Source organism: Lentzea alba (assembly GCF_047445655.1).
Lineage (GTDB): Bacteria > Actinomycetota > Actinomycetes > Mycobacteriales > Pseudonocardiaceae > Lentzea > Lentzea alba_A.
This window is the reverse complement of the sequence record NZ_JAJAEG010000072.1, coordinates 1-14,804: the sequence shown is the minus strand read 5'-3', so window position 1 is coordinate 14,804 and position 14,804 is coordinate 1. Positions and strand designations below refer to the sequence as shown.

16 protein-coding genes and 1 pseudogene are annotated in these 14,804 nt (G+C 65.6%); 11 read left to right on the top strand and 6 right to left on the bottom strand.

Annotation, left to right across the window (positions count from 1 at the left end):
* From LFM09_RS49555 to LFM09_RS49530, 6 genes are all read left to right on the top strand, one after another.
* Positions 1 to 498 (top strand): sporulation protein (locus LFM09_RS49555; protein WP_414103633.1); only part of this gene is annotated, 498 nt, incomplete at its 5' end.
* Between the two features lie 50 nt (positions 499 to 548).
* Positions 549 to 818, top strand: coding sequence for a GlsB/YeaQ/YmgE family stress response membrane protein (locus tag LFM09_RS49550; protein WP_414103632.1), 270 nt, complete (start codon positions 549 to 551; stop codon positions 816 to 818).
* A 176-nt stretch (positions 819 to 994) separates the two neighbouring features.
* On the top strand, positions 995 to 1,558 hold the full coding sequence (locus LFM09_RS49545; protein ID WP_414103631.1) for a TerC family protein: 564 nt from the start codon (positions 995 to 997) through the stop codon (positions 1,556 to 1,558).
* Positions 1,558 to 1,743 (top strand): PspC domain-containing protein, encoded by a 186-nt coding sequence (locus LFM09_RS49540; RefSeq protein WP_414103630.1) that lies wholly within the window; start codon positions 1,558 to 1,560, stop codon positions 1,741 to 1,743. The genes LFM09_RS49545 and LFM09_RS49540 overlap by 1 nt, the downstream gene beginning before the upstream one ends.
* A 203-nt stretch (positions 1,744 to 1,946) precedes the next feature.
* On the top strand, positions 1,947 to 2,312 hold the full coding sequence (locus LFM09_RS49535; protein ID WP_414103629.1) for a hypothetical protein: 366 nt from the start codon (positions 1,947 to 1,949) through the stop codon (positions 2,310 to 2,312).
* Between the two features lie 356 nt (positions 2,313 to 2,668).
* Positions 2,669 to 2,917: a hypothetical protein gene (locus LFM09_RS49530; protein WP_414103628.1), complete on the top strand. Its 249-nt coding sequence runs from the start codon at positions 2,669 to 2,671 to the stop codon at positions 2,915 to 2,917.
* Positions 2,918 to 3,203: 286 nt separating this feature from the next.
* Here the strand turns inward: LFM09_RS49530 and LFM09_RS49525 are convergent, their stop codons facing one another.
* On the bottom strand, positions 3,204 to 4,013 hold the full coding sequence (locus LFM09_RS49525) for an SAM-dependent methyltransferase (protein ID WP_414103627.1): 810 nt from the start codon (positions 4,011 to 4,013) through the stop codon (positions 3,204 to 3,206).
* Positions 4,014 to 4,063: 50 nt separating this feature from the next.
* Positions 4,064 to 4,240, bottom strand: a complete 177-nt coding sequence (locus LFM09_RS49520) for a hypothetical protein (RefSeq protein WP_414103626.1) — start codon at positions 4,238 to 4,240, stop codon at positions 4,064 to 4,066.
* 53 nt (positions 4,241 to 4,293) lie between these two features.
* Here LFM09_RS49520 and LFM09_RS49515 point away from each other — a divergent pair, with 53 nt between their 5' ends.
* Positions 4,294 to 5,262, top strand: a complete 969-nt coding sequence (locus LFM09_RS49515) for a tetratricopeptide repeat protein (protein WP_414103625.1) — start codon at positions 4,294 to 4,296, stop codon at positions 5,260 to 5,262.
* A 333-nt stretch (positions 5,263 to 5,595) separates the two neighbouring features.
* Here the strand turns inward: LFM09_RS49515 and LFM09_RS49510 are convergent, their stop codons facing one another.
* Positions 5,596 to 5,985, bottom strand: coding sequence for an STAS domain-containing protein (locus tag LFM09_RS49510; protein ID WP_414103624.1), 390 nt, complete (start codon positions 5,983 to 5,985; stop codon positions 5,596 to 5,598).
* 824 nt (positions 5,986 to 6,809) lie between these two features.
* Between LFM09_RS49510 and LFM09_RS49505 the strand changes: the two genes are divergently transcribed.
* The 3 genes and pseudogenes from LFM09_RS49505 to LFM09_RS49495 all read left to right on the top strand — a co-directional run.
* Complete coding sequence (locus LFM09_RS49505; protein ID WP_414103623.1) at positions 6,810 to 7,250, top strand: ATP-binding protein; 441 nt, start codon at positions 6,810 to 6,812, stop codon at positions 7,248 to 7,250.
* 588 nt (positions 7,251 to 7,838) lie between these two features.
* Positions 7,839 to 8,147 (top strand): hypothetical protein, encoded by a 309-nt coding sequence (locus LFM09_RS49500; protein WP_414103622.1) that lies wholly within the window; start codon positions 7,839 to 7,841, stop codon positions 8,145 to 8,147.
* Between the two features lie 94 nt (positions 8,148 to 8,241).
* Positions 8,242 to 8,433 (top strand): annotated as a pseudogene (locus tag LFM09_RS49495) (DNA ligase); the annotation flags it as partial.
* On the opposite strand, the gene LFM09_RS49490 reads toward LFM09_RS49495, so the two are convergent.
* The 3 genes from LFM09_RS49490 to LFM09_RS49480 form a co-directional block, all read right to left on the bottom strand.
* Entirely contained in the window at positions 8,355 to 8,819 is a 465-nt protein-coding gene (locus tag LFM09_RS49490; RefSeq protein WP_414103621.1) for a MerR family transcriptional regulator, read from the bottom strand. The pseudogene LFM09_RS49495 and the gene LFM09_RS49490 sit on opposite strands and share 79 nt — an antisense overlap.
* The gene (locus tag LFM09_RS49485) at positions 8,816 to 9,151 is read right to left on the bottom strand and encodes a hypothetical protein (RefSeq protein ID WP_414103620.1); all 336 of its coding nucleotides are present in this window, start codon (positions 9,149 to 9,151) and stop codon (positions 8,816 to 8,818) included. Before LFM09_RS49485 ends, LFM09_RS49490 begins: the two co-directional genes overlap by 4 nt.
* Positions 9,152 to 9,594: 443 nt before the next feature.
* Entirely contained in the window at positions 9,595 to 12,822 is a 3,228-nt protein-coding gene (locus tag LFM09_RS49480) for a hypothetical protein (RefSeq protein WP_414103634.1), read from the bottom strand.
* A gap of 197 nt (positions 12,823 to 13,019) precedes the next feature.
* Between LFM09_RS49480 and LFM09_RS49475 the strand changes: the two genes are divergently transcribed.
* Complete coding sequence (locus LFM09_RS49475; RefSeq protein ID WP_414103619.1) at positions 13,020 to 14,675, top strand: hypothetical protein; 1,656 nt, start codon at positions 13,020 to 13,022, stop codon at positions 14,673 to 14,675.
* Positions 14,676 to 14,804: the final 129 nt, after the last annotated feature.

The following is a 14,804-nucleotide window of genomic DNA, read 5'->3' as shown; positions in this document are numbered from 1 at the left end:
GGCTTCTACCAGGAGATCGAGTTCTTCCCACCGGCCCAGTTCGCCGGTCAGGTTTCGCAGGTCGAGCTGACGTTCGTGGCGAACCCGCACGAGTTGTACGTGATCCTCGAGGCCGACAAGCGCGGCGGCATGTTCTCCTCCGGAGGCGACGCGTTCGGCCACTTCCGCGTGTCCCACCAGGAAGCACAGGGCACCGACTGGGCCTCGGCGATCAACGGCTGGCTCGCCCAGATCGCCCAGCGCGGCCACGCCAACCCGGCCTTCGGCGGCGGGCACGCCAACCCGGCGTTCGGTGGCCAGCCTGGCTACGGCCACAGCCAGCCCGGTTACGGCCACCATGGCCATGACCAGCACGGTCATCACGGGCACCGCAGCGGTCCGGGCATCGGCGGCATGGTCGCCGCGGGCGCGGCCGGTGTCGTCGGCGGCATGATCATCGGCGAGATGATGGACGACGCCTTCGAGGACGGCGGCGGCGACATGGCGTTCGAGGAGTGAGCATCGGCCGGGCGGGGTACCAGCGGCATGACTAGCACAAAGGAGCGGACGTGCCTGTTTCCGGAATCATCAGCGCCCTCATCGTCGGTCTGATCATCGGCGCGCTGGGCAGGCTCATCCTGCCCGGCAAGCAGAACATCCCGATCTGGCTGACCATCCTCATCGGCATCGCCGCCGCCCTGCTCGGCACCTTCGTCGCCAACGCACTCGGTGTCGGCGACACCCGTGGCATCGACTGGATCGAGCTGATCATCCAGATCGCGCTCGCCGTCGGAGGCGTGAGCCTCGCGGCGGGCATGTACGGCCGTAAGAAGGTCTAGCGGCCATCAAGGACAGGCGCGGCAGGCGATCACCACTCCCAAGTGTCTTCGTCGGCCGCGCCACCCTTCTTTCGCACCCACGCAGGACATCACTCGGGACAGGGAGTAGGCCACACAGATGGAGTGGATACTCAGCCCTGAGCTGTGGGTCGCGTTCGGCACCCTGCTGCTGGGTCGTGCTGGGCATCGACAACGTCGTGTTCATCTCCATCCTCGCGGGCAGGCTTCCCGCGCATCAGCAGCAACGCGCGAGGGTCGTTGGGCTGTCCCTGGCCCTGGTCACCCGTCTGCTGTTGCTCGCCTCGCTGTCGTGGGTCATCGGCCTGACCGCGCCACTGTTCACTGTCCTCGGGCAGGAGATCTCCGGCCGGGACGTGATCCTGTTGCTCGGCGGGCTGTTCCTGCTCGGCAAGGCCACCTACGAGATCCACGAACAGCTCGAGGGTTCCGAGCACGGCACCACCCGCAAAGCGGTCTCGTTCGCCTCGGTGATCGTCCAGATCCTCATTCTCGACGTGGTGTTCTCCCTGGACTCGGTGATCACCGCCGTCGGCATGGTCGACGAACTCGGCATCATGATCGCAGAAGGCTTCGACCAGCACATCCCCAAGGGTTACGTCTACGGACCCATCGCTTTCTCGATCCTCGTCGAGTTCCTCAACCTCCGCGTCCGGGCCAAGCGCGCCCAGCAACCCGTGCACCTGCACCCCACCTACGTCAAAACTGAAAAGGCGGAGTAATGGCTCTGACAACGCTGAACAGGCCACGCGACAACCGCATGATCGCCGGCGTATGCGCCGGACTCGCCACGAAGTGGGGGATGAAACCCGGCACGGTCCGGCTGCTGTTCGTACTCTCCTGTCTCCTGCCCGGCCCGCAGTTCATCGTCTACCTCGTGCTGTGGGCGGTCATGCCCAGCCGCTAGACGCGGCAACGGATCGACGTTTGGCGGGTAGCAGGGATTCAGGGTCGGGTACAGGGGCACGGCGGGTAGGTGGAAGGGCCGGACATCGGACTGCCAGACCGCGAGCACGCGTCTGGCTCTCCACAGTTTCGCGCGGTTGGCTGACTGCTGGTTCGCCGCATCACCGCGCACGGCAAAACTGGGATGTTCGCTACGATCCTGGTGTGGCGACGCCGCCGGAAGACGAACGGAATGCGGCATGGATACTCCAAGTCGCGCTCCATGACGTGGTGTCGGCGATGCTCGATGACGAGGTGAGCGAGTCCCACGTCGATCCCTGCTCCGTAGCTCGTGGCGCCCGCGGTGCGTGTGACCGTGCCGAGATACTGGTCACCGCGGTGGAGCCCTGGTTCCGTGGCCTGCACCCTGCTCTGGTTGCCGAGCTGCATAAGGGCGTGGCATGTGCCCGCGCCGGGGCCGCGGATCAGGCGATGATCCACCTGTTCAGGGTGTGGGAGCCGCTGGTGCTGTTGGCAGAAGCCGAACTGGATCTACCGACTCGGCGCAACGACAAACCCCGCCACGGATGAGGCAGGACAACCGGTGCGGCCGCTGGGGATGTCAGCCTGCATACTGACCGGCAGTCAACGACGTTCCGGTAGTGGTCGACCCGGTCCACTCGAGGCGCGCTCGTTAGTCCGGGGGGACCGAGCTGCGACAATCCAGTGCCAGTGCGTGTGGTTGATCCTTTCCTCGATCAGCTACAGGTGACCTGGCCGAGGCTTTCTCTCCTCCGTCGTGGGGTCGGTCGGCGCCCGTTCCACGTTCGGTTCACGTCCAGTGTTACCTCATTCGGGTGTAGCCCAGCGCTGCGGCAAATTGCAGGTGGCAAGCTGATTGGATGCAGCCAGAACCTGAGTGCGACCTGTGCGAGGGCACGGGCACCATGACCTGGCAGCAGCCTGTGCCCAGCCCCGGCGGTGGGTGGTCGCTGAGCCAGGTCGACCATCCGTGTGTCAACGGTTGCTCGGGCTGGTTTCAGATGCCCGCCGCCGAAAGCGGCGGCATCGTGGACCCCGGTAGCGGGATCGGCACAGGCGGCAACGTTGCTCAGGCCAACCAGCAGCTGCGAACCGATTGGTCACAGGCATCGCGCTCAATGCCGGGTCTGCTGACCGAGCTGCCACCACCGTGACACACCGCGTGCGACCCACGGTCTCGCGTCACGAGCTCAGCAGGGACGCCATCGAGCCGACGGAAGCCGCCAGGTCAGCCGGTGCCGCCTCCAGGCAATCGGTCGACCGCCAGTTCTCCGCTGATCGATGGTCTGCCGCTCGAACCGGCACAGTCCACTGTAGACGACAGTGGCGTGCCCCGTTGTCTTGCGCCGACGCGGGCAGGACTTCCTCGGCCGTCTCAGCTTCGGGTGACAAACTCACCGGCGTGGCTGATGACGTCCGATTCCGCCTCGTGCACCTCGCCTAGCGGCGTGTGCGGGCGAGCCCTGCGAACGTGGAGGTCCGCGCAGGGGCGCCGATCTCGTCGCCGGGATCCGGCTGCCACTGCGGCAGGTAGACCACACCTGGATCGACCAGGTCCAGCCCGTCGAACATGCCGGTGATCTCGGTGCGGGTGCGCATCGAGAACTCGGTGACACTGCGCCGGAACTGCTGCGTGGCTTCCTCCGCCTTCTGCGGCTCTGGCCCCTCCAGGCTGGCGTGGGAGATGGCGAGGTAGCTGCCGGGTGCCGCCGCGTCGAGGTACTCGCGGATGATGCCGGCCGGGTCATCGGAGTCCGGTACGAAGTGCAGCACCGCGAACATCAGCACCGCGATCGGCTGCGAGAAGTCCAGCAGTCGCTGTGTTTCTGGGTCGGAAAGGATCTTCTGCGGATGGCGGAGATCGCCCTGGATCGCCGTGGACCGGTCGATGCCGCTGAGGATCGTGCGGCTGTGCGAGACGGCGACCGGATCGCTGTCGACGTAGACGATCCGGCAGTCCGGGTTCGCCTTCCAGGCGATCTCGTGCACGTTGCCCACAGTGGGGATGCCCGAGCCGAGGTCGAGGAACTGCGTGACGCCCTGGCCGACCAGGTAGCGGACCGCACGGCGCAGGAACGACCGGTTGGCCCGCAGGATGTCCGGCAGCTCCGGCATGAACGCGACGATCTTCGCGGCGGCGTCCCGGTCGACCTGGAAGTTGTGGAAACCGCCCAGGTGCGCGTCATAGATCCGCGCCGCGCTCGGCCTGTTCACGTCGATCTCCGGACCCGCCCACGCCGGTCGCTCCACCCTGACCACCCTCATCGTCGAGAACCCACCGCGACTGAGCCGGCACCACCCTAGCCGCTGATCTTGGTCGGCGAGGTCAGCGCGAGGCCGCCACCGCGCAGGGCGGCAGCGTCCACTGACCTGGAGCCGGCTACGCACACACGCAGAAGCCGGTGGTCGCGATCGGCCCACTGCCGCCAGACCCGCAACCGTCCGCCCGGCGGCTCGCCCGGCCCTGGCAGGGCCATCACACTGGATCCACGGTCCGGGTCCCATCCCCGCCGTCTCCTGGGAGGTTTCGATGACGCCCCACGACCCCTCCGGCACTTTCCCGTCCGGCTCCTCCTCGCGGCGGATCGGCATCGACGACGTCCGCCGCATCGAGGCCGTCACCGCGCGCTGCCGCGACACCGACTACCGCCGCGGCGGCGACGCCGGCCGCGACGACATCCTCACCTGCCTGCACGCCAGCCGCCCGCTGACCGAGGCCGCCATGACCGAGCACGTGCGGACCAGCCTTCAGGTGGCGCTGGCAGACCTGCACACCCTGGCCGGCTGGACCTGCTTCGACGTCGGTGACCTAACGCGGGCCCGATCCCACCTCGACCAGGCGCTCACGCTGGCCCGCGAGGCTGGCAACGACGACCTGGCCGCCAACATCCACTACCGGCTGGGCCGGATCCACCTGCACCACCTGCAGCCCAGCCAGGCGCTGGCCCGGTTCCAGCTCGGCGAACAGCTCGCCCGACGCTCCGCCACACCGCGCACGGTCAGCCTGCTGCTGGTCAACCAGGCGTGGGCGCACGCCCGCATGGGCGCCGAACAGCCCGCGCTGACCGCACTCGACCAGGCCCACGAGACCTTCGCGGCCATCGGTCCCGGCCCCGCGCCCCCGTGGTCGGCGTTCTTCGACGCCACCGACTTCGACTCGATCACCGGCGTCGTCTACACCGAGCTGGCCCAGCACACCGACACCAGCTACACCAGCTTCGCCCTGCCCGCCCTGACCCGAGCGGTGAACAGCTTCGGCGACGACATGGCCCGCAGCCGCGCCTTCTGCCTGATCATGCTGGCGATCAACCACCTCATCGAGGGCGACGTCGAGCACGGCGCGAAGATCGGCATCCAAGCCGTGGTCACCTCCAGTGCGCTCACCTCCACCCGCACCAAGGACCGGATGAAACCGCTGGCCAACGAGGCCTACCGGCACCGCGACACCACCCGCGCACGCGACCTCGCCGATCACATCACCAGGTTCACCCAGTCCTGACCAACCACCCGCAAGAGTCCACTTAAGACGATCGGCCCAGCCAGTCATCGGGCGACGTCGACATTCGCGCACAACGGTCATGGTCTCCGGCCAGGGCTGACACCCAGGACTCGCGAGCAACCGAGGAGCTGGCCCGCCGCTTCACCGACGAGATCAACTATGACGTCGCGCGCCGGGCTGTCTCCGAGGCGTATCAACGGCTTTCCGCCAGGCCGGGTTTCACAACTTCCTGCCGATCCTCGCCGCGCGATCCGCGCAGCGGAGTCTGGCGACGGCGAGTTCGGACAGCGGGAACACAAAGCCCGGCTCGAGCTGGGGCGGCGCTATTGATCATCACGCATGATCAGCCGCGTTGCGTGCAGGCAGCGCATGGATGGCCGCGGGCACGGTCGGGAACACCGTGAACATGCCGAGAACGCCGGTGGTCTCCAGGGTGTGGAGCACGGCCCGCTGATCGGCCACCACCACGAACACGGCCCCACGCTGCTGGGCGCGGCGGCTCTGCTCGATCAGCATGTGTACTCCGGCGGAGGCGAAGAACGCTACCTCGCTCAGATCCAGCACGAATGAAGGCGGTCCCTGATCCAACTGCTGGACCACTTCCGCACGGACAGTGTCCACGCTGTGGGCGTCGATCTCCCCGGCGGCTCGGGTGACCACCACCCCGTCCACCAGCATCGTGGTGATCGAGACGCAGTCCTCCACGCCCAGCTGAGCCTTCACGGCACGATCTCCCCACTGTCGAGAAGGTGTGCACGCGAGGTCTGGGCGTGTCCACATGCGGCGGCATCCTTCGCCGCCGCTGAACAGGACGCTACGGCCGATCCGGGTGGAAGGCAAGACGCCAGCCGAGTAGCGTATGTAATCGCTGGCGCCGCTGTCTAGTCCCCCACGCGACCCCGACGTGCTCCGCATTCGTTCCTGTAGGCCGCGGCCTGTGGAACCACCCGCCAACCGAGCTTCCCGAGGCCGCTCCTCCGCACGCCTCTGGAGGTTTCACTGCTTGGCACTGCGTCCAAGCCTTGTCCGTATCCCCGATATCGGGGACCTCGTCGGGCATACCCGAACCGCCGACGCCACCAGCGCGCTGCCAGTCGCTGAGCTGGCCTCGGTCTGTCCACGTAGGACGGAGCTACGGTGAAGCAGCGATGGAGAAGCAGGTCGCACGCACTAGCGCCAGATCACCAACAATGGCTCACCACAATCTGTACGGCGATGAGACGCCAACTCATCATCGTCGGATCAGGCGACCAGCCGAACGAGTTCCACCGCCTCGTACACGCCCACTGCCGGACGGGCACAGACAGCAACGCCAGCACGTCCTCGGCCGGTTCTGAGGGGCGGGGACACAGCAACGCGTCCCCGCTACCCGTCTCATGGTCTCCAGCCAGGACCGACGCCAGGATTCGCGTGCTCGACGCATGCAACACACCGCTTCCCAAAGCGGGTTTAGCCCGATCCGGTGCTGTCCTGCCAGCAAGTCGCAGGTAGCCTCGGCAGAGCCCACGTCAAGCAGGTTCCGCACGTGCCCATGCGGAGGCGCCCTCGTGACGACCACCGACGAAGACTCCAGATCCATCGTCCTGGACGTGACCATCGCCCCAACCACCCTGCTGTCGGCGCTGCGCGGACACCTCACCACGAGCCTGCAGGACCTCGACGAAGACCACCGCTACGACATCCTGCTCGTCGTCACCGAGCTCGTGACCAACGTCCTGGAACACACCCCAGGCACCGGCCGCCTCCGAGTCCTCCGCAGCAAGGCAAAGTGCGAAGTCACGATCGAGGTCGACGACACCTCCGCGCTTCCACCCGAACACGGGCGCTCCCGGCTGGGCGGCACACGCGGCATAGGCATCGTGGCAGTCAACAAAATTGCCCGCGAATGGGGCACACGGCCCTCGGCCGACGGCGGCAAAACCGTCTTCGCATCGGTGCGCTGCGCCAACGACGAAACCTCGGCCGGCCGGTGCCCGCCAACAGCCTGACAACCAGCGGACGCTCGGTGCCACGAAACGAATGCAGAGGTTCGCACACCGCCATCCACCACAGCACGAACACGAGCGTTGCACGCATGAACCACGCGTGCACAGTGGCTTTCCCGAATGACGCGGAGGCGGAGGCGGCAGTGAACCAGAGGTGGATCAGGGCTACAGCGGTCATCATCGCCGTCGCGGTTGCACTGAGTGCGTTGTACTACTTGATTGCAAGCTTCTGACCAGCCCGCACTACGTAGGTGCTGCCCATGCGCAGACCTGCTCCGGGCTCACGACCCGACACCGACGACCAACTAATGCTGCATGCCCGCGGTCAACGGTCGACCCTGAACCGTCTCTACAAGCCCGCGCGATGCAAACTCGGTCGGCACATCCTCGGCCACTCTCAGTTCCGAGCGGTCGTGCACGACGGCGAAGCCCACATCAGCTGCCTGGCCTGCGCCACCGACACCCCCGATCACTTCTGGCGGCTGACCGCCACGGCACCCGCACCCGACAGGGCGGAGCTGTCCGAGGAGCTTTACCTCGATCTCGTCCAGAGCCGATCGCGGGCTGCACTGTCCTCAAAGGACCGCCAACATGATTAACAGCCCATTCACCATCTGGGAGGGCGACGACGTACACGGCCGCAGACCCGTGATCACCGGCGTCTCAGTCAGCCTGGACGACTTGTTCGCCCGCAAACCCGGCGCCAGGCGGCATGTCATACCCACTGGACTCGACTTGACCGGTGCGGTGAAAGGGCAGCTCCACGGGCGCTTCCCCGGCGTCGAAGGCGACTGGCTCGGCGTCGTCAACTACGCGATCAACTACGCCGACGGCCGGCGAGAGAAGCTGTACGTGCCCGACCAGCTTGTCTCTTTCGACGTGCTGCGGTTACGCGAGTAGACGGAGCTGACCTGCACCGACGCGCGAAGTTAGGCCGATCGGGTTACCTTCAGATTCCTGGTGAGAGGGCAACACACCAGGAACGGAGGTCACCATGGCCGCAGCGCACAGCTCCGTTCCCGCGTGGATGGACCCCATGCTCGCCAAGCCAGACGGCGGACGCCTCCGCGAGGGCCCGCAGTGGGCCTATGAGTACAAGCTGGACGGCTACCGCGTGGCGATGGGGATCGCTGCGGACGGCACCACGGTGCTGACCAGCCGTAACGGTCTCGACCTCACCGCCGAGTTCGCTGAGCTGACCGGCGTGCTCACCGCGACGCTGCGAGGGCGCGCCGCGGTCCTCGACGCCTTCAACGTGTCACGGATGATCTCCAGGTCGGCGATCCTGGTCTCGACCTCGGCCAGCTTGGCTGTCGCCCGCACCTGGAGTCCCGGTTTGCCGTGCCGGTGCGTCCCGAGGTCGAGCAGTTCGGCGACCTCGTCGAGGGTGAAGCCGAGCCGCTGAGCAGCTTTGATGACCCTGATGACGGTCACCGTCTCCGCAGGGTACATCCGGTGCCCGCCCAGCGTCCGGCCCGGTTCCGCCAGGAGCCCGACCCGCTCGTAGTACCGCAGTGTCTGCCGGTTCACGCCCGCGGCATCAGCGACTTCCCCGGCTCGCAACCCGGTCATGCCCGCATCCCTTCCACCCTAGCGGCAAGTGCTTCGAGCACGGCAGCGTGCTGATGGGGAACCTTGATCTCCAGGCGCAGGCCGCCGCCAGTCGCGGCCAAGCTGAACGTGAAGAACGAACAGCAGCCGGTCTCCCGCACCACGAGGTCGGCCGCCCGCGCGGCCACCTCGGCCCGCGGCTGAAGGTCCAGCGACAGAGAGGTGACGTCAACGCGCCGAACGCTCTGCACCGACTCCGCGAACAACGCGTCGAACTCGGCGACGCGCAGTGGCCGCTCCTCGGTGGGCAACGTGCAGGCGTCCGGCGCCCACTGCTCAGCTTTTCTGGTCATGATTCGACGGTAAGCCTGTACCCAGGTACCGCATGCAAGTCACCGACAGCCGCGTCCAGCAGCGGACTTGGCCTCGGCCACCGTAACGGCCTACTCCGTTGGCGTGCAGCAGGCGCTGACCCCGCAGCACGACATACTCGATTTGCTGTCCTTGCTCGCGGACTTGATCGACCAGCTCCCCGCGAATGTCCTGCTCCACGAGTCCACCCGACCGTTGGAGTAGGCCTGGCAGTGCCTCCAACAGGTGATCTTCTCGGACGTAAGCGTTGCGCGGTGCACCGCCGGGGCGGCGCAGCACACTGGTGAAGCCATGTCGCCACCGGTATCCGCCCCGTGGACCCAGTGCCCGTCCATCCGCCGGCACAAGCTTGAGTCCGCGGGTTTGGGTGAGGTCGAGTTCCTTGAGCAGGGTGCCGAGGGGTCGCATCGCGGCCTGGGAGTCCTCAGCCAGCACCATCCGCTGGCCAGTCGGCTTGCGGCGCCTCGTGCGGAGCCAGGTCAGTTGCGTCGTGGTAGCCGAGTTCGATCAGGCGGATTCGCAGCGCATCGAAGTTTTCGTCTGATCGCGTGTCGCTGAGCTCTCGCAGCACGTTCATCGCAATGCCAGCGATGTGGTGCTGTTCCCAGGGTTCCCCCTTCCCCAGGAGCGCCAGCAGGATGCTTGTGCTTTGCCCTGGGACAGTTGCGGGCTGGCACCGCTCAGCCACGTCCGTGGAATAGTCGATCTCGCCGTTTGTCAGCTGCAACGTGCGAAGCGTGAGATCTGTCCAAGTCTCGTTCGAAAGGCCGGCCACGAACGCCCACCGGCCGGCAGCCTTGAGTGCCTCCACCGGGACGACCGCTTGGTTGGCATCAAGGGCAGCTCGCCAGGTAGCAACGGCCTTTTCCATGGCAGGCGAGTCACCTGCACGTTCCTGAACGAGAAACGCGCTGTCGTTCAACACGGCGGCAAGCAGGTCTGCGTCGCCGCGGAAGCTCCGGATGACAGTCTCCACGTCGTAGCCGGGGACATCGTCCCTGACCGCTGCGAGGATCCACATGACCGCGCCCTCGGACTTTCGTTTGGCGGCTTCGAAGAGGTCGTCGCGAAGCGCCTCGTAGAACCACGGCGTGGATCGACTTGAGTACTTGAGGGTCAGATCGAACGTTGCGTCACCAAGTGCGGAGTCGCGGAAGAGCACGTCGAGGTTCTCCTCGAGCCACGAGCTCGCAATGACCTCCAGGCGCAAGCGCTTATGGGCGAGCACCGCGCGGTACTCCATACCAACCGCGCCTGGAAGCCTGACCAGTTCGTCGAGCAGTGCGATGAACTCGCTCCTAGCCTTGCCCTGCTGTCGATGTTCCCAGGCTGCCAGAGCCAGCACGGCGTACAGGCCTCGACCTCTCCTGCTGTTGAGGGCGCTGTTCAGATAGTCCCTGCCGCCCGAGGAAAGATCACCAGAATGCGCGTCACGATCGATCAGTGCCGACGCGCGTGACCACAGAGCGTCCAGATGCTGTCCGATCGGCGCATCATGGTCAGCAAGCGCTCCGATCAGGTCAACAAACGCAACCTCGGTCGGGCCCCAGTCTGCGTCGTAGTCGAAGTCGTTATCTCTTCCGAGCACGTTCGGCGGCCATTGCTCAGACAAGCCGAGCTCGCCGGCGGCGATGATCGAGTCCACTTGCGACACGACCTCGCCAACCTTCTTGGAGAGGCCGACGAAGTAGTGCGAGACGTGGACAGGCTCACGCAGAATCCGCACAACGGCGGCTGGATCGACTGCCCACGCTATCGTGTTTTGTTCTACAGCAGCCTGTAGCGCCCTTGCCAGCTCTCGTGCGCTCACCAATTCACGCTCAGCCGCCTCATCAGGACGCCACTGCGCGACCAACTCGGCTGCCGTCAGAACAGGGAGCGCCGCCAGCTGTTCGGCACTGTGCGGCGACCGGCTCCAGTACCCGGCAGACGTCGGTGTTCTCGTGTCGAACGGCACCTCGGGGGGTCCGTACTTGGCAGTCACGTGAGCAATCTCCGCCTGCCAGGCCTCCAGCACGTGGTCTGGCAGCACCGCGGACCACAGCCAGGCATTCACCCAATCTCGGGGCACAACGTCACTGTCCATGGTGGACGGGGTACCCAGCGCTTCCCTCCAGATCGCAAGGGCGTCCGGTTCTGGGTCGTTCGCAAGAACTTCGTCGATGAGGTCTTTGTCGTCGCCTGTCGGAGATCCCGCGAGACGGCGACGCACGTACTCGATCTTCTCCGCCACAGGTACGTCCTCGGCTTCAGCGAGCACTCGCGCCATCAGCCGTTCACCCGCGACTCCGGGAATGCTGCCGACCCACTCTCGAAGTTGTGCCGTCGTAACACCGAAGCGGCGCGCTTCCCCGATCAGCCGGGCGAGGTAGTGCGAGATGATCACCAGGTAGTACCGGTCATCGTCCCCTAGATCGGTCGTCAACCTTGAGATGTCTTGCACCACCCACGCCGCAGTCTCATGGCCTGCCGCATCACGGACCTTGGCCACCATCATGCGCACTCTGCCGACAACGTTCTCAGCATTCAGTCCCGCTACAAGCGGCTCGAGCACCGTCTTGTAGTAGTACCTGTCGCTCCCCATCGGTTCCGCATTGAGCACACAACGCGCCACACGATCGACCACGCGAGCCGCCGGTGCGGCCTTCTTGACCGCGCCCACAGCCAGCGCGCGTACGGCTCGGTTGTCGGGATGCGCGGCCATCACATCACCCACGATCCCGTGGCCGGCTTCACCCAGCTGCGTCGCAACGCTGAGGAGCTGGAACCTGGCTTCGAGGCGTTGCTCGACAGGGAGGTGCTTCGAGTCAGCGAACAGCGACGCCAATAAAGCCGCCACCATGGCCGGCGCGGTCCGCCCAAGCCCGTCGACGAGCGCACCTCCGGACCACGCAGTCCCGGGCTCCGGTGCCGTCAACACTTCCGCTTCATACAAAGGTTCCAGCCATGCTGGATCAGACAAACTCGACAGGAACAGCCTGAGGTGATGGTGGTTGGTCGCCAACGCCCGAAGCCGATCAATCTGATCAGAGTCGTTCCACGGCTCAACGGCCAACTCACGCAGAGCACGCACAACGTCATCCGGCGGAGTGAACATCCGCACGAACCAAGCGATTGTGCTTTCGTAGAGGGTCGTGGCATGTGCCAAGGCAGTATCCGTGTGCAGCCCAGCGCTAGCACGCTGACGCAACCGGTTGTACTCAACGACAGGGTCGAGCTGGCCTGAGAGCGGGTCGACACCGGCCTTCGCCTTCAAGTAGCCCAGCAACCTGGCAGCGTGAACCGAGTTCCGATCTCGCTTCTCTGCAACCTTCCGCAGAACAACCTTCAGCTTCTCCAACGACGCGTCATCGTCGTTGTCCGACTGAGCAACCTCGGACTCGTACTGTCCCCAAGCATCCAGAACCGCAGGAAGACCACCGGCAACCGGCGTTCGACCGCTGACCACCGCGTCCAGCGCCTCACGAAGGTTGTAGACCGCGCTCTCCGCCAATCGAAGATCACTGTCACCACTCAGTGCCGAACCAAGCAGCGCCGCCGCCGTCTTCAGCGCGGCAACCACCTTGCCACCGCGCTCCGGCAACTCGTTCTCGATCTGAGCAACCACCTCAGGCGGCAACTCTGGCAAGGGCAGGCCGTCGCCTGCGGTCATCGACACGGAATCAGTCTGTGGCAGCACCTCGTTGATTCAGCGGACGACTCGCCGCGCAGTGCCGGTTCCCTGTCAGCAGCGTCGAACTGCTCGTGACGCTGCCCTGCGAGGACCGAACGGCTGTGCCGCCGCAGTGTCAGGCCTTCGACGTATCGTGTTCGACCATCTGGCCAAACGTCGCAGTTGGAGGACCGTCCGTGGTGGCCGTGCGTTGGGAGGACTTCGACGAGAACCCAGCCGGGTACGAGAGGCTCGCCAAGCTGCTCATCCTCCGCGAGTTCCCCGGCGCCGTCGCCATCGACGGGCGCGGTGGAGACGGTGGAGTCGACCTGCGCTGGGACAGCCCCGACGGCCTAGTCATCTTCGAGTGCAAGAAGTACACCAAGATCGCCAACACGCAGCGGCGCCATATCAAGCGCTCGCTCGGCAACGCCGCGAATCACCAGCCCGCTCGTTGGATCCTCGTCGTACCAACCGACCCCACGCCGACCCAGCACGAGTGGTTCACCTCGCAGCTCGCCGCAGACGCCCCGTTCACGATCGAGTGGCTTGGCCGCAACTGGCTGGACGAACGGATCGCAGCACACCCCGACATCCGACGCTCTGTCCTCGACGGCGCTCAGATCGAGGTGTTCAAGGCAGTCGCCGAAGCACGAGCAGAAGCGGACTTCCTCATCGGAGCCTCGGACTTCGCCTCACGAGCCATGACGCTGCACAGCCGAGCCAACGAACTCTCCCCCTCGTGGAACATCCGGTGGGATGCGACCAAGAACGAGGTGATCGCAAGCCCGAAACCGGGCGCACCGCCTGAAGACGTCCGCATCAACTTCGAACTGGACTTCCCTTCCGATGACCAGGGAGCGCAAGCCACCCGGCGCCAATACGAGGACGTGGTCGCGGTTGGCGGCACGATCACGATCCCTCCTCAGTACGTGACCAGCATCAGCAACGCAGGGCTGGAGGCACTCGGGCTTCTGGCCGGTCCCGGCGAGCTCACCATCGCCACCCCGCCGGAAACCGACGGCCTGCCGATTCCAGTCACCTTCCGTACTACGGGCGGTGGCCAGCAACCCACTCGACCACTTCAGGTAATCCTCAGCCGTCGGGAGCGAGGACTCGAGGGCATCACGCTGCACGGAAGAGACGTCACCGGGCTCCTGACAGTTCAACTCGTACTTCGCCAGAGGCCAGGGTGCGAACCTACCTTCAGCGCGAGTCTCGTCGCTTCAGACGGCACATCGCCGGAATTGCCCCTCTCGGCGGTCGACCCCGCCGCGCTGCTGCGACTCAACGAGCTGCTGGCAGGCATTGACGTCGGCCGCACAATGGAGATCAGCTTCCCGGACGGGCGCGCATACGCCCCGCTCACAGCGCCGGCCGATCCAATGTTCGCACGGCTACGCGACCTCCTGGAGGATCTCGTCACCGTGCGAGATTCACTCGGCCTGAACCTTCCAATACCTCAGCGATGGCGACGCTCCGACGAACGCAACATCCGGTTCGCGGCCCAAATCCTCCGCGGCGAGTCCGCCGCGCTACCTGGACGTACCCAACCGACTTTCCACCAATCGGCGGAGCAACATCTGCACCTGCTCAACATCGTTCCCACGACTCGCGTGAACATGAGAATCCAAGGCGAAAGCGTACAACTGACATTTAACGACGTAAACTTCGAAATTGGGCCGCTGACAATTCAGTTCAGCTCACTCGATCTTCAGAACCCCGAGGCATGCAAAGAGGCGGCCCTCGCAGAGAGAGAGGTGAAGTGCGTCTTTCACCCTCGAGCCGAATCGACGACGATCGCATCCCTTGAACCAGTCACCGCGTCTAACGAAAGCGCGGGTCACGGCTAGATCGCGCTCCTGCCCACGGCACCCTTGCCGTCGACAAGCCAAAACCACGAACATCAACTGTCGAGCTCCAGCAAAGTGCGCTGGTAGAGTCCGTGGACCGAGTGTTCAACTCGGTCCACGGTCACCGGC